This window comes from Amycolatopsis sp. cmx-4-61, from assembly GCF_046548775.1.
In the GTDB taxonomy this organism is placed as follows: Bacteria; Actinomycetota; Actinomycetes; order Mycobacteriales; family Pseudonocardiaceae; genus Amycolatopsis.
In genome coordinates this window covers 14,268-38,625 of record NZ_JAEBEI010000004.1, presented here as the reverse complement: position 1 = coordinate 38,625, position 24,358 = coordinate 14,268, and the positions used below count along the sequence as shown (strand labels likewise).

General features: G+C 71.0%; 22 protein-coding genes. 10 read left to right on the top strand and 12 right to left on the bottom strand.

Translation table 11 applies throughout. The features are described 5' to 3' along the window. Positions 1 to 302: 302 nt before the first annotated feature. The 4 genes from ACLJOU_RS14920 to map form a co-directional block, all read right to left on the bottom strand. The gene (locus ACLJOU_RS14920) at positions 303 to 1,358 is read right to left on the bottom strand and encodes an alpha/beta fold hydrolase (RefSeq protein ID WP_410567661.1); all 1,056 of its coding nucleotides are present in this window, start codon (positions 1,356 to 1,358) and stop codon (positions 303 to 305) included. 94 nt (positions 1,359 to 1,452) lie between these two features. Next, on the bottom strand, positions 1,453 to 2,298 hold the full coding sequence (locus tag ACLJOU_RS14915; RefSeq protein ID WP_410567659.1) for an SDR family oxidoreductase: 846 nt from the start codon (positions 2,296 to 2,298) through the stop codon (positions 1,453 to 1,455). Between the two features lie 59 nt (positions 2,299 to 2,357). Next, positions 2,358 to 2,870, bottom strand: coding sequence for a GNAT family N-acetyltransferase (locus tag ACLJOU_RS14910; RefSeq protein ID WP_410567658.1), 513 nt, complete (start codon positions 2,868 to 2,870; stop codon positions 2,358 to 2,360). Positions 2,871 to 2,879: 9 nt separating this feature from the next. Next, complete coding sequence (gene map, locus ACLJOU_RS14905; RefSeq protein WP_410567657.1) at positions 2,880 to 3,644, bottom strand: type I methionyl aminopeptidase; 765 nt, start codon at positions 3,642 to 3,644, stop codon at positions 2,880 to 2,882. A 145-nt stretch (positions 3,645 to 3,789) separates the two neighbouring features. On the opposite strand from map, the gene ACLJOU_RS14900 reads away from it, so the two are divergent. From ACLJOU_RS14900 to ACLJOU_RS14890, 3 genes are read left to right on the top strand one after another with little or no spacing between them, the layout of a single operon-like run. After that, entirely contained in the window at positions 3,790 to 4,305 is a 516-nt protein-coding gene (locus ACLJOU_RS14900) for a YbaB/EbfC family nucleoid-associated protein (protein WP_410567655.1), read from the top strand. Positions 4,306 to 4,320: 15 nt separating this feature from the next. Continuing rightward, entirely contained in the window at positions 4,321 to 4,656 is a 336-nt protein-coding gene (locus tag ACLJOU_RS14895; protein ID WP_410567653.1) for a hypothetical protein, read from the top strand. Further along, positions 4,653 to 6,008 (top strand): hypothetical protein, encoded by a 1,356-nt coding sequence (locus tag ACLJOU_RS14890; RefSeq protein ID WP_410567652.1) that lies wholly within the window; start codon positions 4,653 to 4,655, stop codon positions 6,006 to 6,008. Before ACLJOU_RS14895 ends, ACLJOU_RS14890 begins: the two co-directional genes overlap by 4 nt. A 43-nt stretch (positions 6,009 to 6,051) precedes the next feature. Here the strand turns inward: ACLJOU_RS14890 and ACLJOU_RS14885 are convergent, their stop codons facing one another. The 4 genes from ACLJOU_RS14885 to ACLJOU_RS14870 form a co-directional block, all read right to left on the bottom strand. Then, positions 6,052 to 7,206: an acyl-CoA dehydrogenase family protein gene (locus ACLJOU_RS14885; protein ID WP_410567651.1), complete on the bottom strand. Its 1,155-nt coding sequence runs from the start codon at positions 7,204 to 7,206 to the stop codon at positions 6,052 to 6,054. Positions 7,207 to 7,258: 52 nt separating this feature from the next. Further along, positions 7,259 to 9,253: an acetyl-CoA carboxylase biotin carboxylase subunit gene (locus ACLJOU_RS14880; protein ID WP_410567649.1), complete on the bottom strand. Its 1,995-nt coding sequence runs from the start codon at positions 9,251 to 9,253 to the stop codon at positions 7,259 to 7,261. Between the two features lie 5 nt (positions 9,254 to 9,258). Beyond that, entirely contained in the window at positions 9,259 to 10,872 is a 1,614-nt protein-coding gene (locus ACLJOU_RS14875; RefSeq protein WP_410567647.1) for a carboxyl transferase domain-containing protein, read from the bottom strand. Between the two features lie 127 nt (positions 10,873 to 10,999). Further along, positions 11,000 to 11,770, bottom strand: a complete 771-nt coding sequence (locus tag ACLJOU_RS14870) for an SGNH/GDSL hydrolase family protein (protein ID WP_410567645.1) — start codon at positions 11,768 to 11,770, stop codon at positions 11,000 to 11,002. A 277-nt stretch (positions 11,771 to 12,047) separates the two neighbouring features. Between ACLJOU_RS14870 and ACLJOU_RS14865 the strand changes: the two genes are divergently transcribed. The 3 genes from ACLJOU_RS14865 (at position 12,048) to ACLJOU_RS14855 (ending at position 13,728) form a co-directional block, all read left to right on the top strand. Continuing rightward, positions 12,048 to 12,515 (top strand): hypothetical protein, encoded by a 468-nt coding sequence (locus ACLJOU_RS14865; RefSeq protein ID WP_410567643.1) that lies wholly within the window; start codon positions 12,048 to 12,050, stop codon positions 12,513 to 12,515. A 69-nt stretch (positions 12,516 to 12,584) separates the two neighbouring features. After that, complete coding sequence (locus tag ACLJOU_RS14860; RefSeq protein WP_043777105.1) at positions 12,585 to 13,172, top strand: TetR/AcrR family transcriptional regulator; 588 nt, start codon at positions 12,585 to 12,587, stop codon at positions 13,170 to 13,172. Between the two features lie 49 nt (positions 13,173 to 13,221). Beyond that, entirely contained in the window at positions 13,222 to 13,728 is a 507-nt protein-coding gene (locus tag ACLJOU_RS14855) for a hypothetical protein (RefSeq protein WP_013229665.1), read from the top strand. A 74-nt stretch (positions 13,729 to 13,802) separates the two neighbouring features. Here ACLJOU_RS14855 and ACLJOU_RS14850 read toward each other — a convergent pair whose 3' ends face one another. Continuing rightward, positions 13,803 to 14,912, bottom strand: a complete 1,110-nt coding sequence (locus ACLJOU_RS14850) for a homoserine O-acetyltransferase (protein WP_410567640.1) — start codon at positions 14,910 to 14,912, stop codon at positions 13,803 to 13,805. Continuing rightward, entirely contained in the window at positions 14,909 to 16,213 is a 1,305-nt protein-coding gene (locus ACLJOU_RS14845; RefSeq protein ID WP_410567638.1) for a bifunctional o-acetylhomoserine/o-acetylserine sulfhydrylase, read from the bottom strand. Before ACLJOU_RS14845 ends, ACLJOU_RS14850 begins: the two co-directional genes overlap by 4 nt. Positions 16,214 to 16,386: 173 nt before the next feature. On the opposite strand from ACLJOU_RS14845, the gene rdmE reads away from it, so the two are divergent. The 3 genes from rdmE to ACLJOU_RS14830 all read left to right on the top strand — a co-directional run bounded on the left by rdmE (position 16,387) and on the right by ACLJOU_RS14830 (position 20,781). Then, the gene (gene rdmE, locus ACLJOU_RS14840; protein WP_410567636.1) at positions 16,387 to 17,937 is read left to right on the top strand and encodes an aklavinone 12-hydroxylase RdmE; all 1,551 of its coding nucleotides are present in this window, start codon (positions 16,387 to 16,389) and stop codon (positions 17,935 to 17,937) included. Positions 17,938 to 18,142: 205 nt separating this feature from the next. Then, on the top strand, positions 18,143 to 19,699 hold the full coding sequence (locus tag ACLJOU_RS14835) for a PucR family transcriptional regulator (RefSeq protein WP_410567634.1): 1,557 nt from the start codon (positions 18,143 to 18,145) through the stop codon (positions 19,697 to 19,699). A gap of 164 nt (positions 19,700 to 19,863) precedes the next feature. Continuing rightward, positions 19,864 to 20,781 carry a zinc metalloprotease gene (locus ACLJOU_RS14830; RefSeq protein ID WP_410567632.1) on the top strand — a complete coding sequence of 306 codons (918 nt, stop codon included), beginning with the start codon at positions 19,864 to 19,866 and terminating at the stop codon, positions 20,779 to 20,781. Between the two features lie 279 nt (positions 20,782 to 21,060). Here ACLJOU_RS14830 and ACLJOU_RS14825 read toward each other — a convergent pair whose 3' ends face one another. Beyond that, complete coding sequence (locus tag ACLJOU_RS14825; protein WP_410567630.1) at positions 21,061 to 21,624, bottom strand: pyridoxamine 5'-phosphate oxidase family protein; 564 nt, start codon at positions 21,622 to 21,624, stop codon at positions 21,061 to 21,063. Further along, complete coding sequence (locus ACLJOU_RS14820; RefSeq protein WP_410567628.1) at positions 21,621 to 22,556, bottom strand: zinc-binding dehydrogenase; 936 nt, start codon at positions 22,554 to 22,556, stop codon at positions 21,621 to 21,623. Before ACLJOU_RS14820 ends, ACLJOU_RS14825 begins: the two co-directional genes overlap by 4 nt. A 171-nt stretch (positions 22,557 to 22,727) precedes the next feature. Between ACLJOU_RS14820 and ald the strand changes: the two genes are divergently transcribed. Further along, positions 22,728 to 23,843 carry an alanine dehydrogenase gene (ald, locus tag ACLJOU_RS14815; RefSeq protein WP_410567626.1) on the top strand — a complete coding sequence of 372 codons (1,116 nt, stop codon included), beginning with the start codon at positions 22,728 to 22,730 and terminating at the stop codon, positions 23,841 to 23,843. Positions 23,844 to 24,358: the final 515 nt, after the last annotated feature.

Genomic DNA, 24,358 nt, shown 5'->3' with positions numbered 1-24,358 from the left:
GCTTCGTATCGGGATGCAGGGGTAGGCGTGGCTGGAGCGCCAGGCCGTCTCCAGGCCGTCAGAGGCCAGGGAGCAGCGACAGACAACGAGAACTAACGAGACCTATCAGCGCAGGTCAGAGGCCGTTTGCGGCGAAGTGAGCGGGGTCAACGAAAACCGGCTGAGAAATCCTGGACATCTTCGAGGGGACGCAACAGATTCAGCAGCTGATCGTCGCGAGGCGGATCCTCGGGAAGACGTCCGCGGAACTCAAGTGACGCGCTGGTGAAGGCCACTCCGGTCCGGGGTGGCCTTCACCGCGGTCAAGAGATCTGGTCGTCCAGGAACTCGTCCAGGTACCGCCACGTCGTGCCGCGGGCCTTCCGGCCCGTCAGGACGCCGAGATGCCCTCCGGGCGCGGTCTTGAAGCGGACCTCCGGGGCCTTGTCCAGCAACTCCACCACGCGCTCCACCGACGGCCTCGGCGCGATTGTGTCGTTCTCGCCCGCCACCACCAACGTCGGCACGCGGACCGATGACAGCGAGATGATCCGGCCGTTCAGGTCCACCTTGCCCTCCGCCAGGTCGTTCGTGCGGAACAGGCGGTGGTACAGCTGGCCGAACGTGCGGCCCGGGTACGCGTACATGTTGCTCATGAAGTGGTCGACCGCCTCGATCTGGGCGAGGTAGTCGCGGTCGTCCAGGTGCGACAGGATGGCCAGGGGCTTCGTGATCTCCTTGCTGATGCCCGTCGCGCGGAAGACGCGGCTGACCAAATAGGACGGTGCGCCGCCGAACACGCGGTAGATCGGTGTCAGGAGGTGGCCGTTCGTCAGGTCGACCAGCGGGCGGAACGGGGCCACGATCGGGATCGCCGTGAAGTCCACCGGTGAGCCGATCGCGGTGATCGACGCGATCGGGAGGTCCGGGCGGTCGGCGTTCACCAGCAGCGAGAAGATCCCGCCGAGCGACCACGACACCAGGTGCACGTCCTGGCCGCCGGCATCGAGACTCACGCGCCGGATCGCGCGCGGGAGCACCTCGTCGATCCAGTGCTCGATGCCCAGGCGCCGGTCGGAGAACGCGACCATGCCGTAGTCGACGAGGTAGGTGTTGCGGCCGCCCTCGACCAGGTGCTCGACGAGGCTGCAGCCGCGGCGCAGGTCGAAGCAGATCGCCGGCGCCGCCAGCGGCGGTACCAGCAGGATCGGTGGTCCGGACACCGTGCCGCCGCGGTGGGTCATCCGGTACAGCGAGCGGTTGGGCCCCTGGTCGACCAGCACCCGCGGCATCGGGCGCAGGTCGGCGACACCGCCGTGCAGCACCTTGCCGAGCACGTTCGACGCCGCGGCGGCCAGCCGTGCGGGTGGTGAAACCATCGAGCCTCCCGAAGAACCGATCCGGGGGCAATCTTGCCGGGCCAGGCGAGTGGACTCAACACCCGCGCCCGGCAGAGACGTCTATTTCGGACAGTCACTGATCCGTTCGAGCTACCCCGGGCCCGCTCTCCGCGGCACGGGCTTCGTAGGCCGCACGCGCCGGGGAATGGGCTGCCGAGGCCAGCAGCCGGTCCGCCTTGAGCGCCCGCGACAGCGCTTCGCCGAACCGCCGCGGCAGCAGCCGGGTGAGCTTTCCCATAGTGCCCACCGACCGGGGCACGTAGACGTCGAAACGAGGCTTCCGCAGCGTGGCCACGATGGCGTCGGCCACATCTTCCGGCCGCGACGACTTGAACAGCTTCGCTTCGCCGAGGCCGCTCGCCAGTTCCGTCCGGACGATCGCCGGCATCACGCACGAAACGTGCACGCCGCTGCCGTGCAGCTCCAGGTGCACCGCCTCGGACAGCCCGACGACCGCGTGCTTGGTCGCGCAGTAGGTCGCCGCGCCGGGGAAGCCGGCCTTGCCCGCGAACGAAGCGACGTTGACGATGTGCCCGGACCGCCGTGGCCGCATCCGCTTCACCGCCTCGCGCGTGCCGTGGATGACGGCGTGCAGGTTGATCTCCAGCTGCCGCCGGGTCGTCGCGTCGCTCTCCTCCTCGAGGTTGCCGAGCGGCATGATGCTGGCGTTGTTGACCAGCACGTCGATCCGGCCGTGGCGGCGTTCGACCTCGTCGAGGAACTCGGTGAACCCGCGGATGTCGGTGACGTCCAGCGGCAGCGCGTCGGCCCCCAGCTCGCCGGCGGTCTTCTCGGCCCGGACCTGGTCGAGGTCGCCGATCACCACCCGCGCGCCCAGCCGGGCCAGCGCCGACGCGGTCGCCGCACCGATCCCCTGTCCGCCGCCGGTGATGACGACGACCTTGCCCGCGAGTTCCATGGCGACCCCTCCATCTGTTGGCACCGTGTCAACAGTGTCGTCCCGGAACCCGGTCAGCGCTACCCCACGCGCTGCTCCAGCACCTGCCCGACCCACTCCTCGACGCTGAACCGGACGGTCGGGGTGAACCCCTGGCTTTCGTAGTACCGCTGGAGTTCGCCGTCACCGCCGGCCCAGCAGTCGACGCGCACGAGGTCGATCCCGCGCCGCCGCGCCTCGTCGAGCGCGTACTCGATCAGGCGCCCGCCGACGTGCCGCCCGGTGAACCGCCGGGACGTGATGAGCAGCCGGATGTACAGCTCACGCTCGTCGACCGCCGGCACGTGCGGGTCGTGGTCCTCCGAGACGATCAGCGCGCCGGCGGGCTCGCCGTCGACCACCGCGATGCGCAGGCCCGGGTCCGCGGCCATGCCCTTGACCCGCTCGACGCGCTTCGGGACGCGGCTCCACGGCTCGGTCCCCCACTGCCCCGAACTGCCGCGCACGACCAGCCATCCGACCGCTTCGTCGAAGAAGCCCAGCAGGGTGTCGACGTCCCCGGAATCACCCGATCGGATGACGGTGTTGTCCATCCCCCCTGTCTACCGCACGGTGAGCACGCGCGGGCCGGCTTCGGTGATCGCGACGGTGTGCTCGACGTGCGCGGCCCGGCTGCCGTCGGCGGTGTGGATTGACCAGCCGTCCTCGGCGTACCGGTAGGCGTCGCCGCCCCGGGTGAGCATCGGCTCGATCGCCAGCACGAGCCCCGGCTTCAGCCGCATCCCGCGGCCCGGCCGGCCTTCGTTCGGCAGGTGCGGGTCCTCGTGCATCGCGCGGCCGATGCCGTGCCCGCCGTGGTCGTCGAGCATGCCGTGCCCCTGCGCGCGCCCGGCGACGCCGACGGCGTGGGAGATGTCGCCGAGCTTGCCGCCCGGCTGCGCGGCGGCGATCCCGGCCTGCAGCGCCCGTTCGGTGGCTTCGATGAGCGCGAGGTCGGCGGGATCGGCGGTGCCGACGACGAAGCTGATCGCCGCGTCGCCGTTCCAGCCGTCGAGGATCGCGCCGCAGTCGATGCTGACCAGGTCGCCGTCCCGGAGGCGGTAGGCCGTCGGGATCCCGTGCACGACGACGTCGTTGACGCTGGTGCACAGGACGTTCGGGTAGGGCGTCGGCGCGGACCGCGGCTGGTAGTGCAGGAACGACGGTTTCGCGCCGGCTTCACCGATGACGTGGGCGGCGACGTCGTCCAGTTCGCGCAGGGAGACGCCGATCGCGGCAGCCTCCTTGACCGCGTGCAGCGTGTTCGCCACCACCCGGCCGGCCTCCCGCATCATCGCCAGCTCGGACTCCGTTTTGATCTCAACCATGGCGATAACTATACCGGTATAGTTATCGCTGTCCAGTGCGCCCGTCCTGGGGGCGTTCAGCCGTCGGCTCCGTGCGTGTCATCCGCAGTTCAACCGGCGCTGATTGACTTCACCCGTTCATGACCTCTCTCGCGACGAGGACAAATTGACCCAGTCAGTGCCCGGCGGCGACCCGCTCGCCGCGTTCGGCGCCGAACTCGACGACATCCGGGCGAAAGCCGTTGCCGCCCAGGAGAAACTCCGCTCCGCCGTCGCCACCGTGCAGTCCCCGGACGGGGCGGTTTCGGTGACCGTCGGCCCGAGCGGCGTCCTCCAGGGCCTCCGGTTCGGCCCGCGCGCGTACGAGCGGCCCCCGCAAGCCCTTTCCGGCCTGGTGCTGCAGCTGATCGGCCGGGCGCAGCAGAAGGTCTCGGCCGAGGTGGCCGACGCCTTCGGCGGCATGGTCGGCGAGAACTCGGCCGCCCGCGAGCTGCTGGAGGAGTTCCTGCCCGCCCCTGAACCGGACGCCGGACCGCCCCCGGGCAAGAGCGACGTCTTCATGCCGGAGCAGGAGGCCGAGGACCGCCCGGCCGCGCCCCCGCCGCAACCGCAGCGCGGTCAGCCGCGCCGTCGTCCCCGGTCCGCGCCGGACGAGGACGACGGCGAAAGCAACCCCTGGTAGGACGGAGGAGAACCGGTGGTTTCCGGAGCAGGTTTCTCGGTCGACCCGGCCGAGCTGCAGAAGTTCAGCCAGTTCCTGTCGGGCACCACGCAGCCGGCGGTGCAGGACGCCGCGAACCGGATGCAGGCCGCCAACGGGTTCGACAACGCCGCGTTCGGCATCCTGCTGGCCCAGGTGCTCGCGGTGCCCTCGCGGATCACCATGGGCGTCATCACCGGCGAGATCGGCAAGCTCGCCGGGGACATCGGCAAGTCCGCCGCGGACGTCAAGAAGGCCGCCGAGACCTACACGACCCACGACTCGAACACCGCGCAGGGTTTGAGCACCTTCGAGACGGAGCTGGGCAAGTGACCGTTCCCATCACCGCGTCGAACTCCACGACCGGCGCCGGCGTCTTCGACAGCTGGAAGCAGGTGGGCGACTCGATCGGCAAGGTCCAGACCGAACACGGCGGCGACCTCGCGGCCGTCAGCGTGGAGCTCGGCATCAACATCGTCAGCGCCGCGCTGGACACCGTCGCGTTCGCCATGGACCCGCTGGCGAAGCTGATCGCCGCGGGCCTGGGCTGGCTGATCGAGCACGTTTCGTTCCTGAAGTGGCCGCTGGACCAGGTGGCGGGCAACCCGTCCGAGGTCACCAAGGTCGCCAACGAGCTGCACAAGATCGGCGAGTCGCTGCGCAACACCGGCACGCAGCTCGACGACACGCTCAAGTCGACGATCACCCAGTGGCAGGGCAAGGGCTACGACAGCTTCAAGAAGTCCATCGACGACCGGAAGGGCTGGATCGACGCGAACGCGAAGGCGTCGGACGTCGCCGGCTACATGGTCGAGACCACCGGGGCGCTGATCGCCGCGGTCCGCTCGCTGCTGCGCGACATCATCACGACGATCCTCGGCGACATCATCTCCACGATGCTGATCGCGCTCGCGATGGCCGCGTTCACCTTCGGCGCGTCGATCGCCGTCGGCGTCAGCAAGATCGTCGTGCAGGTTTCGGTGCAGGTCGCGGCGATGGCGGCCAAGCTCGCCAAGGTCGTCGCCTACGCCGGGCGGACCATGGCGCGGCTGACCCAGCTGTCGAAGCTGGTCAAGCCGAAGCCGGGTGCCTCGGGCGCGGGCCACGAGCTGACGCCGGTGCCGCGGCCGAACGGGAACAGCGTGCCGAACTTCTCGCGGCCGCTGCCGCCGCGACCGGGCGGAGGCGCAACTCCCGGCACCCGGCCGCCGGGTGACGGCACGGTCCCGAACTTCTCCCGGCCGCTGCCACCGCCGGGCACCGCGGTCACCCACGACACCCCCGGCACCGGGGGCGCGACGCCGAGCACACGGCCGCCGGGTGACGGCACGGTCCCGAACTTCTCCCGGCCGCTGCCGCCCCCGGCACCCGCACCGAAGCCGCCGTCGCCGCAGTCGCACCTGAGCGACCACGACTTCCCGATGATCAAGAAGCACGAAGACTGGCTGAAGACCAAGTTCGGCGACAGCTACAAGAAGATGAAGTTCGCCGACGACTGGATCAAGAAGAACCACCCGGAGTACTACCCGATGCTGAAGGCGCTGTCCGACGCCAAGAGCTCGAAGAACTTCGCGGGCTGGGCGGGCAAGGACATCGTGCAGGTCGACCGCGGCCTCACCGACATCCAGATGCAGGCGGAAGCCGCCTGGGCGGAAGAGGACAAGAAACAGCAGCAACCGCAGTGAAAGCCGGGCGGGGCACCTCGGTGGAGGTGTCCCGCCCGGTACGTCAGGCGACGCCGAGGTGCCGCGAGATCAGCATCTTCTGGACCTCGCTAGTGCCCTCACCGATCTCCAGGATCTTCGCGTCGCGGTAGAAGCGGCTGACCGGGTACTCGTTCATGAACCCGTACCCGCCGAAGATCTGCGTCGCGTCGCGCGCGTTGTCCATCGCGGCGTTGGAGGCCACCAGCTTCGCGATCGACGCCTCCTTCTTGAACGGCTCGCCGCGCAGCATCTTCGACGCCGCCTGGTAGTACGCCAGGCGCGCGGTGTGCGTGCGGACCTCCATGTCCGCGATCTTGAACTGGATCGCCTGGTACTCGCCGATCCGCTTGCCGAACGCGACCCGGTCCTTCACGTACTTGAGACACTCGTCGACGCAGCCCTGCGCCAGCCCCACCGACAACGCGGCGATCGCGACCCGGCCTTCATCCAGGATGGACAGGAACTGGGCGTACCCGCGGCCGCGGACGCCGACCAGGTTCTCCGCGGGCACCCGGACGTCCGAAAAGGACAGCTCGTGCGTGTCCGAGCAGTTCCAGCCGACCTTGGAGTACTTCGGCGCCACCTCGAAGCCCGGTGTGCCGGACGGGACGAGGATGGCCGAGATCTCCTTGCGGCCGTTCTCCATCACGTCGGTGACCGCGGTGGCCGTGACGAACCGGGTGATGTCCGTGCCCGAGTTCGTGATGAACGCCTTGCTGCCGTTGATGATCCACTCGTCACCGTCCTGGCGGGCCCGCGTGCGCGTCGCGCCCGCGTCCGAACCGCCGCCCGGTTCGGTCAGGCCGAAGCCGCCCAGCGCCGTCCCGGCGCACAGGTCGGGGAGCCACTTCTCCTTCTGCTCCTGCGTTCCGAAGCGGTGGATCGGCATCGCGCCGAGGGAAACACCGGCCTCCAGGGTGATCGCGACCGACGAGTCGACCCGGGCCAGCTCCTCCAGGGCCAGGCACAGCGCGAAGTAGTCGCCGCCCATGCCGCCGAACTCCTCGGGGAACGGCAGGCCGAACAGCCCCATCTCGCCCATCTTCGCGACGATGGCGTACGGGAATTCTTCCTTCTCGTACAGCTCGCCGATCACCGGCGCGACTTCGGCGTGCGCGAAGTCCTCGACGGTTTTGCGGAGGGACTCGTACTCCTCGTCCAGGCGGAAGTCGATCACTGCTGCTCCTCGTGGGGCGTCACTGTGCTGATGGTTACCAATCCGGCCACAGTCACGGCTGGAGGCTACTTTTGGCCGGACTGGTAACGATGGCAAGGGTTTCGTCGAGCGCGACCTGTTGGCCGGCCCGGACGGGGAGTTCACTGACGACGCCGTCGATCGGCGCGGTGACCGTGTGCTCCATCTTCATCGCCTCGACGACCAGCAACGGCGTCCCGGCCTTGACGACGTCACCCGCGGCGACCTTGACCACGAGCACCGTGCCCGGCATCGGGCTGGTGACGGGCCCGGCTCCGGCGGCCTCGCCGCGCGAGGCGAGCACGAACTCCTGCTCCCCGAACGGGAAGCTGAGGCCGTCACGCGCCAGCCAGACCGTCCGATCCGGACCGCAGGCCTGGCGGTAGCGGTGGAACCCGCCCGCGTGGCGGATTTCGAGCACGTCACCGTCGCGCCGGGCCGAAACCTCGACCGGCTCGGCGTCGTCGACGAACACCGTGGCGGCCGACGGCGTGCCCTGCACCCGGACCACCGCGCGCGCGGTGCCCGACTTCAACCGGAACGTCACGCCGCCGGACCCGCCCATCCGCCAGCCGTCCGGGACGTCCCACGGGTCCACCACGGGCCCGGACGGCTGCAGCTCCAGGAACCGGTCCAGCGCGGCCGCGACGAAGAACTCCGCGGGCACCTCGGTCGAGACCAAAGTGGACAGCCGCCGGTCGACGAGCTCGGTGTCGAGCCGTCCGGCGCGAACGTCCTCATCGGCCAGCAGGCCGCGCAGGAACGCCGTGTTCGTGCCGACGCCCAGCAGCGCCGTGTCGGCCAGCGCCAGGTCGAGCCGGTGCAGCGCCGCCGCCCGGTCCGGGCCCCACGCGATCACCTTGGCCAGCATCGGGTCGTAGTTCGAACCGACCACCGCGCCCGGCGTCATCCAGGAGTCGACGCGCACGCCGTCGCCGGCCGGCTCGTGCACCGCCAGCACCGTGCCGCCGGTCGGGATGAACCCGCGCGCCGGGTCCTCGGCGTACACCCGCGCCTCGACGGCGTGTCCATCGAGGACGACGTCTTCCTGCTTGACGGAGAGGTGTTCCCCGGCGGCCACCCGGACCTGCCACTCGACGAGGTCGAGACCGGTGACCAGTTCGGTGACCGGGTGCTCGACCTGCAGCCGGGTGTTCATCTCCATGAAGAAGAACTCGTCCGGGTTCTTCGCCGACATGATGAACTCGACGGTCCCGGCGCCCACGTACCCGACCGAACGCGCGGCTTCGGCCGCGGCCGAGCCCATCTTCTCGCGCGTGGCCTCGTCGAGCAGCACCGACGGCGCTTCCTCGATGATCTTCTGGTGCCGCCGCTGCAGGCTGCACTCGCGCTCGCCGAGGTGGATGACGTTCCCGTGCGTGTCGGCCAGCACCTGGATCTCGATGTGCCGCGGGGTCGTGACGAACCGCTCCACCAGCAGCGTGTCGTCGCCGAAGGACCCCTTGGCCTCCCGCCGCGCCGACTCGATCGCCGCGGCCAGCTCTTCGGGCGCGTGCACCAGCCGCATGCCCTTGCCACCGCCACCCGCGGATGGCTTGAGCAGCAGCGGGTAGCCGACCTTCGCGGCGGCGTCGGCGAAACCGCCCTCGGGGATGTCCACATCGGACGTGCCCGGCACGACCGGGACCCCGGCCTTCGACACCGTGGCCTTGGCGCGGATCTTGTCGCCCATGGCGTCGATGGCCGCGACCGGCGGGCCGATGAACACGAGCCCGGCGGCCTCGCAGGCGCGCGCGAACTCGGCGTTCTCGGCCAGGAAGCCGTAACCGGGGTGCACGGCCTGCGCACCGGCGGACACGGCCGCGTCCACGATGGCCGGGATGTTCAGGTAACTGCGGGCGGCTTCCGCCGGGCCGATGCGGACGGCCGTGTGCGCTTCGCGGACGTGCCGCGCGTCGGCGTCCGCGTCGCTGTACACGGCGACCGCGCGGATCCCGAGCGCCCGCAGCGTGCGGATGACCCGGACCGCGATCTCGCCCCGGTTCGCGACCAAAACTGAGTCGAACATGCCCCTCACATCCGGAAGACGCCGTAGTTGACCTCGGACAGCGGCGCGTTGGCCGCGGCCGAGAGGGCGAGGCCGAGCACCGTGCGGGTGTCCGCCGGGTCGATGACGCCGTCGTCCCACAGCCGCGCGGTGGAGTAGTACGGGCTGCCCTGCGCCTCGTACTGCTCGCGGATCGGGTCCTTGAACGCCTCTTCGTCCTCAGTGGACCATTCGCCGCCGCGCGCCTCGATCGAGTCGCGGCGGACCGTCGACAGCACGGAAGCCGCTTGCTCGCCGCCCATCACCGAGATCCGCGCGTTCGGCCACATCCAGAGGAACCGCGGCGAGTACGCCCGGCCGCACATCGAGTAGTTGCCCGCCCCGAACGAGCCGCCGATCACGACGGTCAGCTTCGGCACCCGCGCGCACGCCACCGCGGTGACCATCTTCGCGCCGTGCTTGGCGATGCCGCCGGCCTCGTACGCGCGCCCGACCATGAAGCCGGTGATGTTCTGCAGGAACAGCAGCGGGATCGAGCGCTTGTCGCACAGCTCGATGAAGTGCGCGCCCTTCATCGCCGACTCGGCGAAGAGCACGCCGTTGTTCGCGATGATGCCGACCGGGTGGCCGTGGATCCGGGCGAACCCGGTGACCAGCGTCGACCCGTACTCCTTCTTGAACTCGCCGAACCGGCTGCCGTCGACGATCCGGGCGATCACCTCGCGGACGTCGTAGGGCACGCGCGGGTCGGTCGGCACGACGCCGTACAGCTCGGCCGGGTCGACAGCGGGCGGCTCGGTCGGCAAGACGTCCCAGGGCCGCGGGGCGCGCGGCCCGAGCGTCGACACGATCGAGCGAACGATCCGCAGGGCGTGCGCGTCGTCGTCGGCCAGGTGGTCGGTGACGCCGGACTGGCGGGCGTGGACGTCCCCGCCGCCGAGCTCCTCCGCCGTGACGACCTCGCCGGTCGCCGCCTTCACCAGCGGCGGGCCGCCGAGGAAGATCGTGCCCTGGTTCCGGACGATGACGGCTTCGTCGCTCATCGCCGGGACGTACGCGCCGCCGGCGGTGCAGGAGCCGAGCACGGCGGCGATCTGCGGGATCCCGCGCGCGGACATCGTCGCCTGGTTGTAGAAGATCCGGCCGAAGTGCTCACGATCCGGGAAGACCTCGTCCTGCCGGGGCAGGAACGCGCCGCCGGAGTCCACCAGGTAGACGCACGGCAGGTTGTTGTGGAGGGCGACCTCCTGGGCGCGCAGGTGCTTCTTCACCGTCATCGGGTAGTACGTGCCGCCCTTGACGGTGGCGTCGTTGGCGACGACCACGCATTCCCGGCCCGAGACCCGGCCGACGCCGGTGATGATGCCCGCCGAGGGCGCCTCGTCGTCGTAGAGGCCGTTCGCCGCCAGCGGGGACAGCTCCAGGAACGGCGAACCCGGGTCCAGCAGCGTGTCGACGCGGTCGCGGGGCAGCAGCTTGCCGCGCTCGACGTGCCGGGCGCGGGCCTTCTCCGGGCCGCCGAGCCGGGCGCTCGCCAAGCGTTTGCGGAGGTCCTCGACCAGCTCCGCGTGCGATGTGGCGTTGCGGGCGTAGGCCTCGCTGTCCGGGGCAGCCGTAGTCCCCAGTGCCGGCGTGTCCATGGGCTCCCTCGAAGTTAGCCGTCGTTAACCTCCGCCTCGATGTTAGCGACGGCTAACGTGGGTGTCCAGTCGCCGGAACGCGGGAACGGCCACCCCGGCGGACCGGGGTGGCCGTTCGCGAGCGAGCTCAGCCGATCGCCGCCCGCAGCGGGGCGTAGTAGCCGCCCGACTGCCCGGCCACGGTCGGGTGGTAGGACTCGATCACCGGCCAGGTGAGGCTGTGCAGGTAGTCGTCCGCCGAAGAGCAGATGTTGTGCCCGACGAACGACGGCCGGACGTCGACGAAGGTCGCCCCCGCCGAGGCCGCCTGCGACTGGATCACCGACGCCAGCGTGTCCGCACCGGAGTTGATCGCGGTCCGCTTGGTGTCGCTCAGCCCGACCCAGCAGGAGCCGGGCACGGTGTAGAAGCGCGGGTAGGACAGGACGACGAGCTGGGCGCCCGGCGCCTTGGCCTTGATCGCGTTGTAGGTGTTGGTCAACAGCGGCGGCAGCGTGTTGTTGACGTAGGTCTTGGCCGTGTTGACGCGGTTCACGCAGTCGGAGTCACTGCCCAGGGTGCAGGTGGTGATCACGTCGCTGAACCCGGCGTCGTTCCCGCCGACGGTCACCGTGACGAGCGTGGCCGACGAAGGGATCGAGTTCGCCTGGTTGATCACGTCCCCGGTCTTCGCCCCCGAGCAGGCGAGGAACGTGAAGGAGGTTCCGCTGTGGGCGTTGGCCCACAGCTGCGGGTAGGCCTTGGAACTGCGGTAGCAGCTCCCGGAACTGCCGTAGCTGCCGGCCCCGACCCCGGAGGAGTAGGAGTCGCCGAGTGCGGCGTAGACGGTCCCGGCGGCGTGGGCGAGGCCCGTGACACCGAGAGTGGCAACGACAACGGCCCCCAGGGCCGTGCTCAACCGTAGGAGGGATCGCCGGAAATTACGGGTGGGAACAGCCATGGGTCACTCCTCTGTGACAGGGCCGACCCGATTAGGACAGCAGGTGAGAGGCTGACACGGAACCCCCGGTTACCGGTAGGTACCCACTCGGCCCACACCGGAAGTGTGAAACCCCAGCGGTTCGTCAGCGGGCCTCGAGTCGACGGCCGCTCCGGCTAAACCGCGGACCCGCGCCAGGCGAGTACTCCCGGAAGCCTCCGGAGACGACCGGGGCTCGACGAGAGGGGAACTTCCGATGACGTTCGCGCGCACGGCCTTCGCCGGCTTGACCACCATCGCCGCCGGCCTCGGGCTGGCCCTGACGACCACGGGCACCGCCGCGGCCGCGGAGACCGGCTCCTGGCACGCCTACGGCAACACCAACCCGATCACCTCCAGCTCCGCCACCTGGCACTGCGCCGGCTCGAAGACGGTCGCCACCAGCGTGGTCGCCCAGGTCTGCGCGATCAGGTCCGCGGGCGGGGGCGCCGTTCAGGGCGCGGTGATCGTGCGCAACAACCGGTCCGCCTTGTTCTCCGTGAGTGCGTCCATGGACCTCTACACGTCGTCCGGGGCCGGCCTCGGCGTCTGGACGTGTGCGTCGTCGGGGGTCGCGGCGAACTCGTGGTCGGTCTGCTTCGGCCGGACGCTCGCCCAGAGCAGCCCGGTGAACTCGATGGGCGACGCCAAGGGCGTGGACCTGGGCACGTCGCCGTTCGTGTGACAGGAGGGCCGGCATCCGACCACGGACCGGACGTTAGCGCTCGCTAACCTGCCGCTCTAAACTGACCGGATGCCGGCCAACCCCACCCCTCTCGTGAACGGCGAGAAGGCGAGCAGGCGCGAACAGATCCTGTCCGCGGCCGCCGAGCTGTTCGCCCACCACGGCTTCCACGGTGTCGGCATCGACGACATCGGGGCCGCCGTCGGCATCTCCGGCCCGGCGCTCTACCGCCACTTCCGCAGCAAGGACGCCATCCTCGGCGAGATGCTGAACTCGATCAGCCGCTACCTGCTCGACGGCGGCACCGCCCGGGCCGCCCGGCCCGGTGAACCCGACGACACGCTGACCGGCCTCGTGCGGTTCCACGTCGATTTCGCGCTCGCGCACCCGGCCTTGATCACCGTTCAAGAGCGGAACCTGGCGAACCTCACCGACGCCGACCGCAAGCAGGTGCGCGCGCTCCAGCGCCAGTACGTCGAGGTGTGGGTGCGGGTGATCCGTGAAGCCGTCCCGGACCTGGGTGAACGGCAGGCGCGGTCGGCGGCACACGCCGTGTTCGGACTGATCAACTCGACGCCGTACAACCGCCATCTCGGTGACGACGAACTCGCCGAACTGCTCTGCCGGCTCGCGCTGGGTGCCCTTCGCGCGGCCTGATGGCCCGCAAGGGATCAAGGTATCCCCACGGACGCCGTCGTGGTGTTTGATGGGGCACGTGGACCCGGACTGGAGCGAGCAGGAGCGCCGGCTCGTCGAGAAGGCTCAGCGCGCGTTGACCGCGCTGAGCCTCGGTGACGACGCCGAAGCACTGGGCGAGGTCGCCCCGTCGGCCGCCGAGCCCCAGGCCCGCGCGGACGAGACGAAGGCCCTCATGCTGCTGCTCTTCGGCGAGTGCAGCGCGATGGTCTCCACCCTCGGCGACGGCGGCAGCGCCCCGGTGAAGGTCCAGGTGTTCGACGAGGACGGCGAAGAGGTCTCGATCGACCAGGCCGACCCGCCGGTGCGGACGGCGGTCCGGACGCTGCTCGCCGAGGTCCACGGCAACACCGAAGCGGCGCAGGAGCAGGTCGAGATCGCCCTGGCCAACGCGGCGCCGGACGAGGTCGACAGCCTCGTCCTGCAGGCGCTGCGCTGGACCATCCGGCTGTCGGTGGAGTGCCTGGACCGCGACCTGCCGGTGGCCCCCTGGATCTCCGAGGCCGTCTCGGACTAGGCGCCCCGGAAGCGCCCCAAGGCCACATTGGGTGCGTCAGACGCACCGAAGGCGGCCTTCGGTGCGCTTCGAGGTCACCCGAGCAGGTGCTTCACCAGTGCCGCGATCTGACCGGTTTCGATGAGGAACGAGTCGTGCCCGTAGGGCGAGGTGACCACCGACGGCTCCGGCGCTCCGGGGACCCCCGCCGCGATCTCCGCCGACTGGTAGAGCGGGTAGAGCCGGTCGCTGTCGACGCCGCCGATCACCGCCCGCGCCGTCACCCGGCCCAGCGCCGCCGCCACGCCGCCGCGGTCGCGGCCGACGTCGTGGGTGTTCATCGACTCCGTCAGCACCAGGTAGCTGTTGGCGTCGAAGCGGTGCGCCAGCTTCTCCGCGTGGTGGTCCAAATAGGACTCCACGGCGAACCGGCCACCGCGCAGCGGGTCCTCGCCGTCCTGCGGGGCCCGGCCGAACCGCTCGGCCAGCTCGGGCTCGCTGCGGTAGGTGACGTGCGCGATCCGCCGCGCGATGCCGAGCCCGGCCACGGGACCCGCCGGCGCCGAGTAGTAGTCGCCGCCGTGGAAGCCCGGGTCGCTGCGGATGGCGTGCAGCTGCGGGGCGGCCCAGGCGATCTGCTCGGCCGACGCCCGCGCGGTCGAGGCCAGCACCAGCACCGAAGCGACCCGGGCGGGCAGCGAGACCGCCCACTCCAGCGCCCGCATCCCGCCCATCGAGCCGCCGATGACGGCCGCCCAGCGATCGATGCCGAGGTGGTCGGCCAGTACCGCCTCCGCGGCCACCTGGTCCCGGACCGTCACCGCCGGGAACCGGCTGCCCCACGGCGTCCCGTCGGGATCGGGTGACGACGGCCCGGTCGAGCCCTGGCAGCCGCCCAGCACGTTCGGCACGACGACGAAGAACTCGTTCGTGTCGACGGCCTTCCCCGGCCCGATCAGCCCGTCCCACCAGCCCGCGCTCGGGTGCCCGGGTCCGGCGGGGCCGGCCGCGTGGCTGTCCCCGGTCAGCGCGTGCTCGACGAGGATCGCGTTGGACGCGTCGGAGTCCAGCGTCCCCCACGTCTCGTACGCGAGCGAGAACGCGGGCAGCACGCCACCGGCCTCCAGCGCGAGCGCGCCGGGGCCGGTGACGAACTCCCGGCGGCCCGGCGGGTCACCGACCCGCCAGGCGCCGGTAACGGTCACAGTTCCGCCTTGGCCGCCCGAAATCCGGCTTCCAGGTCGGCCTTGAGGTCCTCGATGCCCTCCAGCCCGACGGCCAGCCGGACCAGGCCCGGCGTCACCCCGCTGGCGAGCTGCTCCTCCGGCGTCAGCTGGCTGTGGGTGGTCGACGCCGGGTGCACGATCAGGCTGCGCACGTCGCCGAGGTTGACCAGCTGGCTGTGCAGCTGCGTCCCGTCGACGAACTTCCGGCCCGCCTCGACCCCGCCGCGCAGGTCGAACGACAGCACCGCGCCCGCGCCGCGCGGCAGGTACTTCTGCGCCGCCGCGTGGAACGGGCTCGACGGCAGCCCGGCGTAGTAGACCTTCTCGACCTCGTCACGCTGCTCGAGCCACTCCGCAAGCGCTTGCGCGTTCGAGACGTGCCGCTCGATGCGCAGCGACAGCGTCTCGATGCCCTGCAGGATCAGGAAACTGTTCAGCGGCGCGATGGCCGCACCGGTGTCGCGCAGGAGCTGCACGCGCGCCTTGGCCGCGTACGCGCCCGGGCCGAGCGCCTCCCAGTACTTCAGGCCGTGGTAGCTCGGGTCGGGCTCGTTGAAGCCGGGGAACTTCTCCGGGTTCTTGCCGAAGTCGAACGTGCCGCCGTCCACCAGGACACCGGCGATCGTCGTGCCGTGGCCGCCGAGGTACTTGGTGGCCGAGTGGATCACGACGTCGGCGCCGTGCTCGATCGGGCGCACCAGGTACGGCGTCGGGATGGTGTTGTCGACCAGCAGCGGGACGCCGGCCTCGTGCGCGACGTCGGCGACGCCGCGGATGTCGAGGACGTTGCTGCCCGGGTTGGCGAGCGTCTCGGCGAAGAAGAACTTCGTGTTCGGCCGGACCGCGGCGCGCCACTGCTCGAGGTCGTCCTGGTCCTCGATGAAGGTGACCTCGACACCGAGCTTCGGCAGCGTGTAGTGGAAGAGGTTGTAGGTGCCGCCGTAGAGCGACGGGCTCGAGACGAAGTGGTCGCCCGCCCCGGCGAGGTTCAGGATCGCCGCCGTGGTCGCGGCCGAACCGGACGCGAACGCCAGCGCCGCGACGCCGCCTTCGAGCGAAGCGACGCGCTGCTCCAGCACGTCCTGGGTCGGGTTCATGATCCGCGTGTAGATGTTGCCGGGCTCGGCCAGGCTGAACAGGTCGGCGCCGTGCTGGCTGTCGCGGAAGACGTACGACGTCGTCTGGTAGATCGGCGTCGCGCGCGCCCCGGTGGCCGGGTCCGGCGCGGCGCCCGCGTGGATCTGCTTGGTCTCGAAGGACCACGCCGAAGTCTCGGTCATCGGTTTTCTCCTTGCGGCTCAAGGGGGTTCGTGAGGGCTGCCGGGACGAAGCTACTTGCGCCGAACGGCCTACCCAACCTTTCCCACCTCCTGGGAGCCGAGTTGCCTTGCCGGCCAAATCTCTCTGTGGCTAAGATATCTGTCAAGGGAGACTCACAGGCAGGGAGATAGTCGTGACGGAGCGGGTACAGGTGCTGGTCGTGGGGGCCGGGCTGGGCGGGTTGTCGGTGTCGCTGTTCCTGGCGCAGGCGGGAGTGGACGTGCTGACCGTCGAACGGCACGCGGGGACGTCGGTCCACTCGCGCGCCGCCGGGCAGAACTGGCGCACGATGGAGTTGTTCCACTGGGCGGGAATCGACCGTGAGGTGCTGACGGCGAGCCCGCGCGCGGCGCAGGGGCTGCGGATCACCGTCGCGACCAGCCTGGCCGGCCGGGTGCTGCACCGGCTGGTCCAGGACGGCAGCGAGTTCGACGTCTCGGCGTCGACGACGCTGCCCGCCGGCCTCGCGGGCCAGGACGTCGTGGAGCCGATCCTGCTGACCCACGCGGAGAAGGCCGGCGCGCGGGTGCGGTTCCGGACCGAGCTGACCGGCCTGGTGCCGGACGAAGACGGCGTCACCGCGACGCTGCGCCACCGCGAGACCGGCGAGGAGACCGTGGTGCGCGCGGACTACGTCATCGCCGCCGACGGCGGCCGCAGCGGCATCCGGCAGCGGCTCGGCATCGGGACCACCGGCCTGGACGCGCTGAGCCACTGCCTCGGCGTGGTGTTCGACGCCGACCTCGGCGACCGCGTCCACCCCGGCCTGTCCGACCTGTTCTACCTGCAGCACCCGGACTTCACCGCCGCATTGGTCACCACGGACCTGCCGAACCGGTACGTCTTCGCCCCGGACTACTTCCCGGACCGCGGCGAAAGCCCGGCCGACTTCACCCACGACCGGCTCGTCGCGATGATCCGCGCCGCCACCGACCTGCCGGAGCTGGAGCCGGAGATCGTCTGGACCGGCTCGTGGGAGGTGGCCGCGCGGCTCGCCGACCGGTTCCGCGCCGGGCGGGTCTTCCTGGTCGGCGACGCCGCGAAGGTGACTCCGCCGACCGGCGGGATGGGCGGCAACACGGCGGTCGGCGACGCCGCGGACATCGCGTGGAAGCTCGCCGCGGTGCTGCGCGGCGAAGCGGGCCCGGCCCTGCTCGACACCTACGAGGCCGAGCGGAAACCGATCGCGCGGATGGTCATCGACACGTCACTGCACAACATGAAGCAGCGCATGCACCCCGACCTCGACGTCTCGGGGCTGACGAAGGCCGAGGACCAGCTCGGCATCTTGCTCGGCTTCCGCTACCGCTCGACCGCGGTGCTCGCCGAGGAGCCGGACGACGGCGAGCGCGTCGAGGACGTGCACGCCCCGACCGGGCGGCCGGGCTTCCGGGCGCCCGGAATGGAGTCCACTGTGGACCTGCTCGGGCACTCGTGGGTGCTGCTGTGCGCCGCCGACGGCACGCGGTGGCAGCCCGCCGCGGCGGACATCGCGGCGGAGCTGGGCGTCCGCCTCGACTGCCACACGATCGACGGTGACGTCTTCGCGACCCGCTACGGCCTTTCGAACGGTGGCGCTTCGCTGGTGCGTCCCGACGGCATCGTCGCGTGGCGGTCCCCGGAGCCGGCCGAGGACCCGGCCGGCGAGCTCTGGCGGGTCCTGACGGCGGTCCTGTCCCGCTGACCGCTGCTCGAGGCCTGCCGAGCACCCGGTGGAACGTCGCCGGGCCCGCCGGCTCCTGCTGAAGAACATCGGCGCACCCGGCCACGAGACTGCCGTCCGGAAAGGACTCGGCCACGCTGTCGCAACCGCTTCCACGATCGCCGGGCATCGCCCACCCCGCCGACCCTGAGGAGCCTTCCCGGGGTTTCTCGGCGAGAATGCTCTCGTGGTTTCGGTGCGCAGCGTGGTCGACCGGGTGGGCCCGACGCTGCTCCACGCGCTCCAAGTGCCCGAAGAGTCGCCCGCGGTCGCCGACGTCGTCATCGCCGAACCGGGCGGGGCCCTCACGCTGTCCGCCGGCGACCTCGTGCTCGGCGTCGCCACCACCGGCCCCGAAGACGCCGCCGAGCTGGTGAAGCAGAGCGCCGCGCAGGGCGCCGCCGCGGTGCTGCTCAAGCCGCCGCTGGCCGCAAAACCGGCGGTGAAGCGGGCCGCGAAGGCCAGCGGGGTCGCGCTGATCCAAGTGCACGCCGCGACGTCGTGGGCGCAGCTGGTCTGGCTGCTGCGGACCGTCCTCGACGCCCTCGCCGACGAGTCGGAGGACCTCGACCCCGGCTCCGGGGACCTCTTCCGGCTGGCCGACGCCGTCGCGAGCGTCGTCGACGCGCCGGTGACCATCGAGGACACCAACTCGCGCGTGCTCGCCTACTCCGCGCGCCAGGACCTGACCGACCCCGCCCGCGTCGCCACGATCATGGGCCGCCGCATCCCCGACGACGTCCTCGCGCGGTTCCGGTCGCGCGGGGTGTTCCGCGAGCTGTCCCGCGGGCGGCAGACGATCTTCGTCCCGGCCCAGCGCGACGGCACCCTCCCGCGGCTGATCGTGCCCATCCGGATGGGCGGCGAGCTGCTCGGGTCGATGTGGGCGGTCGTCGCCGGGCCGGTGTCCGACGAGCGGGCGGCCGCCTTCGCCGACGCCGCCCCGGTCGTCGCGCTGCACCTGCTGCGGCACCGCGCGCACACCGACGCGCAGCGCCGCGCGTCGGCGGAGCTGCTGCGCGCGGTGCTGGAGGGCAGCGTGAACCCGCGGAAGGCGATGGCGGAGCTGGACCTGTCCGACGAGCCGCACCGCGTGGTCGTCATCGAGGTCACCGGCGGCGACGGGCGCGACACCGAAGGCCTCCGGCTCGCCCTCCTCGAGCGGATCTCCCAGGGCGTCGGCAGCCGCCCGGTGGCGACCGAGCTCGCCGGCCTGCTCTACGCCGTCGTGCCGGACCGGCCGGGCCCGGGCGGCTGGACCGAGCTGCGGCAGGCCCTGGCCGCGCAGCCGGCGACCCGGCGCGGCGGAGCCCCGCGCGCGGCGGCGGGCTCGCCCGGCGGGATCGGCGACCTGTCGACGTCACGCGCCGAGGCGGACGAGGCCCTCGGCCTGCTGCGCGCCGAAATCCGCACCGACCGCGTGCTCGCCTTCGACGAAGCTTGGACGGCGTTGACGCTGCACCGCGGCGCGACGGCGGCGGCCGCGGCGCGGGTCACCGACCTCGGCCCGCTGCGCACCCTGCGCGCGCACGACGCAACGGGCAAGGCGGGCTACGTCGAGACGCTGTACGAGTGGCTGCGCCATCCCGGCGACCCGCGCGCGGCGGCGCGGGAGCTGCGGATCCACCCGAACACCCTGCGGTACCGGATGCGGAAGCTGCTCGAGCTGGTGCCGCTGGACCTCGACGACCCCGACGTCCGGCTGGCCCTGCTGACCCAGCTGGTCGCGCTGCGCTGGAGCTGATTGGGCCGTTCAGCCCAATCCGTGACGTATGCACTACTCCGCATGGATCGCGCCGATCGTTCCGATTGTCTTTTCCAGCCGAAAGATGGTGGATTCTCCAAGATCGGTGCCGCATTTTCTCTTCACCACCCGGGGTAGCCGGGTCGTGGCAGAGGAGTTCGTCCATGAGCAGTTCCGAGCGGTTCGGTCGGGCCGTCAAGCTGGGTGCGGTGTCCGCGCTTTCCCTGGTCGCGCTGGTCGTCCCGGCGGCAGGAGCCGGCAGCGCCGTCGCGGCGCCCAGCGGCGACTGCTTCACCCCCGCGCACGCCGCGGACCGCGGCAAGGACGGCCACGCCGACACGGTGTCCCCGGCCGAGGCGGCCCGCATGGAAGCGGACCTGCAGAGCAAGCTGGCCGGCAAGCGCACGGCGTTCTCGGCGCAGGCGGCGGCGGTTTCGATCCCGGTGTACTTCCACGTGATCACCAGCGGTTCGACCGGCAACCTCCCGGCGGCGACGATCACCAAGCAGATCTCGGTCCTGAACAACGCGTACGCGTCGAGCGGCTTCAGCTTCTCGCTCGTCAGCACCGACTACACGAACAACTCGACCTGGTACAACGGCATCACCGACGGCACCTCGGCCGAGCGCAACATGAAGAACGCCCTGCGCAAGGGCGGCAAGAACGCGCTGAACATCTACACGGCCAACCTCGGCGACAGCCTCCTCGGCTGGGCGACGTTCCCGTCGAGCTACAACAGCCAGCCGAAGCTCGACGGCGTGGTCATCCTCGACGAGTCCCTTCCGGGCCGCTCGGCGACGAACTACAACGAAGGCGACACGGCGACCCACGAGGTGGGCCACTGGATGGGCCTGTACCACACGTTCCAGGGCGGCTGTTCCGGATCGGGCGACTACGTGTCGGACACCCCGGCGGAAGCCACGGCGACGTCGGGCTGCCCGACGAACAAGGACACGTGCACGTCGACCGGCAAGGACCCGGTGCACAACTTCATGGACTACAGCTACGACAGCTGCATGTACGAGTTCACGGCGGGCCAGACCTCGCGGATGCAGAGCGCTTGGTCGGCGTACCGGGCTTGAGTCCCCGCACCCCGCGGCGGAAACCGTGAAGGCCACCTCGGCTCGAGGTGGCCTTCACGGCTTTCCGCGGGGTCTCGCGGTTCTCGCGGTTTTCCGTGGGTCTCGCGGCTTTCCGCGGGTCTCGCGGGCTTCCGCGGATCTCGCAGCCTCCCGCGGATCTTGCGGCTTCCCGCGAGCGGCGGTTCCCTCGGCTTCTCGACTTCCACGGCAGGCGGTTTTCTTGCCCTGGAACGCTTTCCAGACACAATGCCCCACCCCCGCTCCCCTCACGTCGACCGCTCACCCGGGTTGTCCACAGCCCCCAGCAGTTGTGGATGAACCCGGCCGCAACCCCCCGAAATCGCCAGAACCGTCGGCACCCACCGATAGACTGAGCGGGGCTCGTCCCCCAGGGATGGGTGGGGCGCGGTGGTCAGGCTCCGACGCCCGGAAATCGCTGCTCACCTCGTAACTGAGGTCCTTCGCCACCAGCTGTGAAGGCCGCAGGTACACCCACACCGCCCCGACGTCCCCACGCAAATACTCGCGGAACCGCGGGTCCCACCGCTCCTCCTCCGCCCCCAGATAACGCACCAGCTTCCGCCGTCCACGCGCCGCGTCGAACGGACGCACCGCCGCCTCGCCGCTCGCCAGCACCTGCCGGACCACCCCGGTTCCGAGCTCGCAAACATCGACACAAACGGCAATCCGCGGCCGCGCACGGACAAGCGCCGGCAAGCGCGACCACGGCCCGCTGAGGATCCAGAACGCTCCCTCTTCCCACAGGTACCACGTGGGCCGCACCGTCGGGCCGTCCGTGGCCACCCGCGCCGTCAACGGCAGCGCCAAGAACTCGTCGATCACGCGACCAGCAGCGTCTTGCCGACCGTCGTGCGCGACTCGATCGCCGCGTGGGCGTCCGCCGCCTTCTCCAGCAGGAACCGCTGGCCGATCACCGGCACCAGGTGGCCGCCGGCCGCCGACGCCAGTGCCGACTCCGTAAAGGCCCGCAGCTCCGCCGGCGAACCGATCGACCGCACCAGCGAAACCCCCCGCGCCGCAGCGTCCTCTTCGGACACTTCGGCCCACGAGCCGCCCGCCAGGCCGTACACCGCCATCCGGCCGCCCGGGCGCAGCAGGCCGAACGCCGCCGTGTCGATCGGCCCGCCCACGCCGTCGAACACCACGTCCACCGGGCCGACCGCGGACGTCCAGTCCGGCCGCGAGTAGTCGACCACCGAGTCCGCCCCGAGCACGTGCGCCACCTTCGCCGGCCCGCCCGCCGCGCCGATCACCGTCGCCCCCGCCGCCTTCGCCAGCTGGACCAGCAGGCCGCCGACCCCGCCCGCCGCCGCCTCGACCAGGACCCGATCGCCCGGGCGCACCCCGGTCGCGTGCACCAGGCCGGTCGCCGTCCGGCCGTCCGCGAGCAGCGCCACCGCCGCGTCGAGCGAGAGCGCGGGCGGCACCTCGAACACCGCCGCCGCGTCGACCGCGACGCGCTGGGCGTACCCGCCCGAGCCGCCCGTCGACGTGACCACCCGCTGCCCCGCCAGCCCCGGGTCCGCCCCCGCGCCGACCGCGCTGATCACCCCGCCGACGCCGTTGCCCGGGATCACCGGCAGCGACGCCCGGAACGGGCCCGGCGCCCCCGCCCGGAACTGCGTCTCGACGAACGTGATGTTCGCGTACGCCACCTCCACCAGGACCTGCCCCGGCCCGGGCACCGGGTCCGGCGCCTCCCCCGGGACCAGGACCTCCGGACCGCCGAACTCACTCATCCACACCGCACGCATGCCGCCACGGTGCAACTTCCAGTGAAGTCGAGGTCAAGCGCCTTGTCCGCGCAGCACCACGAATACGGCAGAGAACTGTCCGATCAGCACGATGACACCGCCGTCCGGGTGGTTCACCGTGAGTGGCAACACCGCACCATTCCGGACGCAGACCGACCCAGGAGGCCGACCGTGCGTATCGCCGTTCCCCGTGAGATCAAGAAGCACGAATACCGGGTCGCGCTTACCCCGGCCGGGGTGCACGAGCTGGTCGGGCGCGGGCACGACGTCTTCGTCGAGACCGGCGCCGGGGCGGGTTCGTCCATCACCGACCAGGAGTACGTCGCCGCCGGCGCGAAGGTCCTCGCGACCGCCGACGAGACCTGGGCCGAGGGCGAGCTCGTCCTGAAGGTCAAGGAGCCGATCGCCGAGGAGTACGGCCGTCTCCGGCGCGACCAGGTGCTCTTCACCTACCTGCACATCGCCGCCGACCGGCCGCTGACCGACGCGCTGCTGGCCGCCGGCACCACCGCGATCGCCTACGAGACGGTGCAGACGGCGACCGGCGCGCTCCCGCTGCTCGCCCCGATGTCCGAGGTCGCGGGCCGGCTGGCCCCGCAGGTCGGCGCCTTCTCGCTGATGAAGCCCAGCGGCGGGCGCGGTGTCCTGCCCGGCGGCATCCCCGGCGTGCACCCGGCGCGCGTCGTCGTCATCGGCGGCGGGGTCGCGGGCCTGAACGCCGCCCGCGTCGCGCTCGGCCTCGGCTCGGACGTCGAGATCCTGGACACGAACGTCGACCGCCTCCGCCAGATCGACAACGACTTCGGTGGCCGCATCCGCACGGTGACGTCGACCCGGCTGTCGGTCGAGGAGTCCGTGCTGCAGGCCGACCTGGTCATCGGCGCGGTGCTGGTCCCGGGCGCAAAGGCGCCGAAGCTGGTCTCGAACGACCTGGTCGCCCGCATGAAGCCGGGCAGCGTGCTGGTCGACATCGCAATCGACCAGGGCGGCTGCTTCGCCGACTCGCGCCCGACAACGCACGACGACCCGACCTACAAGGTGCACGAATCGGTCTTCTACTGCGTCGCGAACATGCCAGGCGCAGTCCCCCGCACCTCAACTTACGGCCTCACGAACGTAACGCTCCCGTACGCGGTCCAGCTGGCCGAGCAGGGCTGGAAGTCCGCCCTCCAGTCCGACGCAGCGCTGGCCAAGGGCCTGAACACCCACAACGGAGCCCTGACAAACGCCCCAGTAGCCGTAGCCCACAACCTCCCCCACACCCCCCTGAACACAATCCTGGCCTAAGACCCACCACCCCGAGCGGGCTCCTGTCGACCCCGACAGGAGCCCGTTCCCTTTCCAAAGACCCAACACCCACCACGGCAACCCCCGGCACACAAGCGCACGACCGTCCGACAGCGCACGAAGGCGAGCCAAAGGAAAATCCGGCAGCGCTGGAACCCGGACCGGAGGCACCGTGGGGGGTCCGGGGGGCTCGGCCCCCCGGGCAAAAGGACAAAGTCGACATGAGCGGCGAAGCCGCGATGCAGAGACGAAGGGGCGACCCGCTCAACCAGCCTGGGGGTCACTGGGAGCGGGCCGCCGAGTCCTAGCTTAGAGGGCCGTAGCCGACTTCGCTGCACCGGGTCGGCAAGTCGCACGAATTCTTTACCAAGATGATCTGCGCGCGGCTCGAAACCCTCTGGTCAGAGCAACGGCGAGCCTACCGGCCGGTAGCGGAAAGTGACGAAGGTCGCTCTGGGCCGTTCCGTGCGCGCGGGCGGCGCCGGTAGGGCAGGATGACGCCGCATCAGCGGGGA

Coding starts and splice junctions, on each gene's coding strand:
- ACLJOU_RS14920 (WP_410567661.1), bottom strand. CDS start 1,358: ATGGTTTCACCACCCGCACGGCTGGCCGCCGCGGCGTCGAACGTGCTC.
- ACLJOU_RS14915 (WP_410567659.1), bottom strand. CDS start 2,298: ATGGAACTCGCGGGCAAGGTCGTCGTCATCACCGGCGGCGGACAGGGG.
- ACLJOU_RS14910 (WP_410567658.1), bottom strand. CDS start 2,870: ATGGACAACACCGTCATCCGATCGGGTGATTCCGGGGACGTCGACACC.
- map (WP_410567657.1), bottom strand. CDS start 3,644: ATGGTTGAGATCAAAACGGAGTCCGAGCTGGCGATGATGCGGGAGGCC.
- ACLJOU_RS14880 (WP_410567649.1), bottom strand. CDS start 9,253: ATGTTCGACTCAGTTTTGGTCGCGAACCGGGGCGAGATCGCGGTCCGG.
- ACLJOU_RS14875 (WP_410567647.1), bottom strand. CDS start 10,872: ATGGACACGCCGGCACTGGGGACTACGGCTGCCCCGGACAGCGAGGCC.
- ACLJOU_RS14865 (WP_410567643.1), top strand. CDS start 12,048: ATGACGTTCGCGCGCACGGCCTTCGCCGGCTTGACCACCATCGCCGCC.
- ACLJOU_RS14860 (WP_043777105.1), top strand. CDS start 12,585: ATGCCGGCCAACCCCACCCCTCTCGTGAACGGCGAGAAGGCGAGCAGG.
- ACLJOU_RS14855 (WP_013229665.1), top strand. CDS start 13,222: ATGGGGCACGTGGACCCGGACTGGAGCGAGCAGGAGCGCCGGCTCGTC.
- ACLJOU_RS14845 (WP_410567638.1), bottom strand. CDS start 16,213: ATGACCGAGACTTCGGCGTGGTCCTTCGAGACCAAGCAGATCCACGCG.
- ACLJOU_RS14830 (WP_410567632.1), top strand. CDS start 19,864: ATGAGCAGTTCCGAGCGGTTCGGTCGGGCCGTCAAGCTGGGTGCGGTG.
- ACLJOU_RS14820 (WP_410567628.1), bottom strand. CDS start 22,556: ATGCGTGCGGTGTGGATGAGTGAGTTCGGCGGTCCGGAGGTCCTGGTC.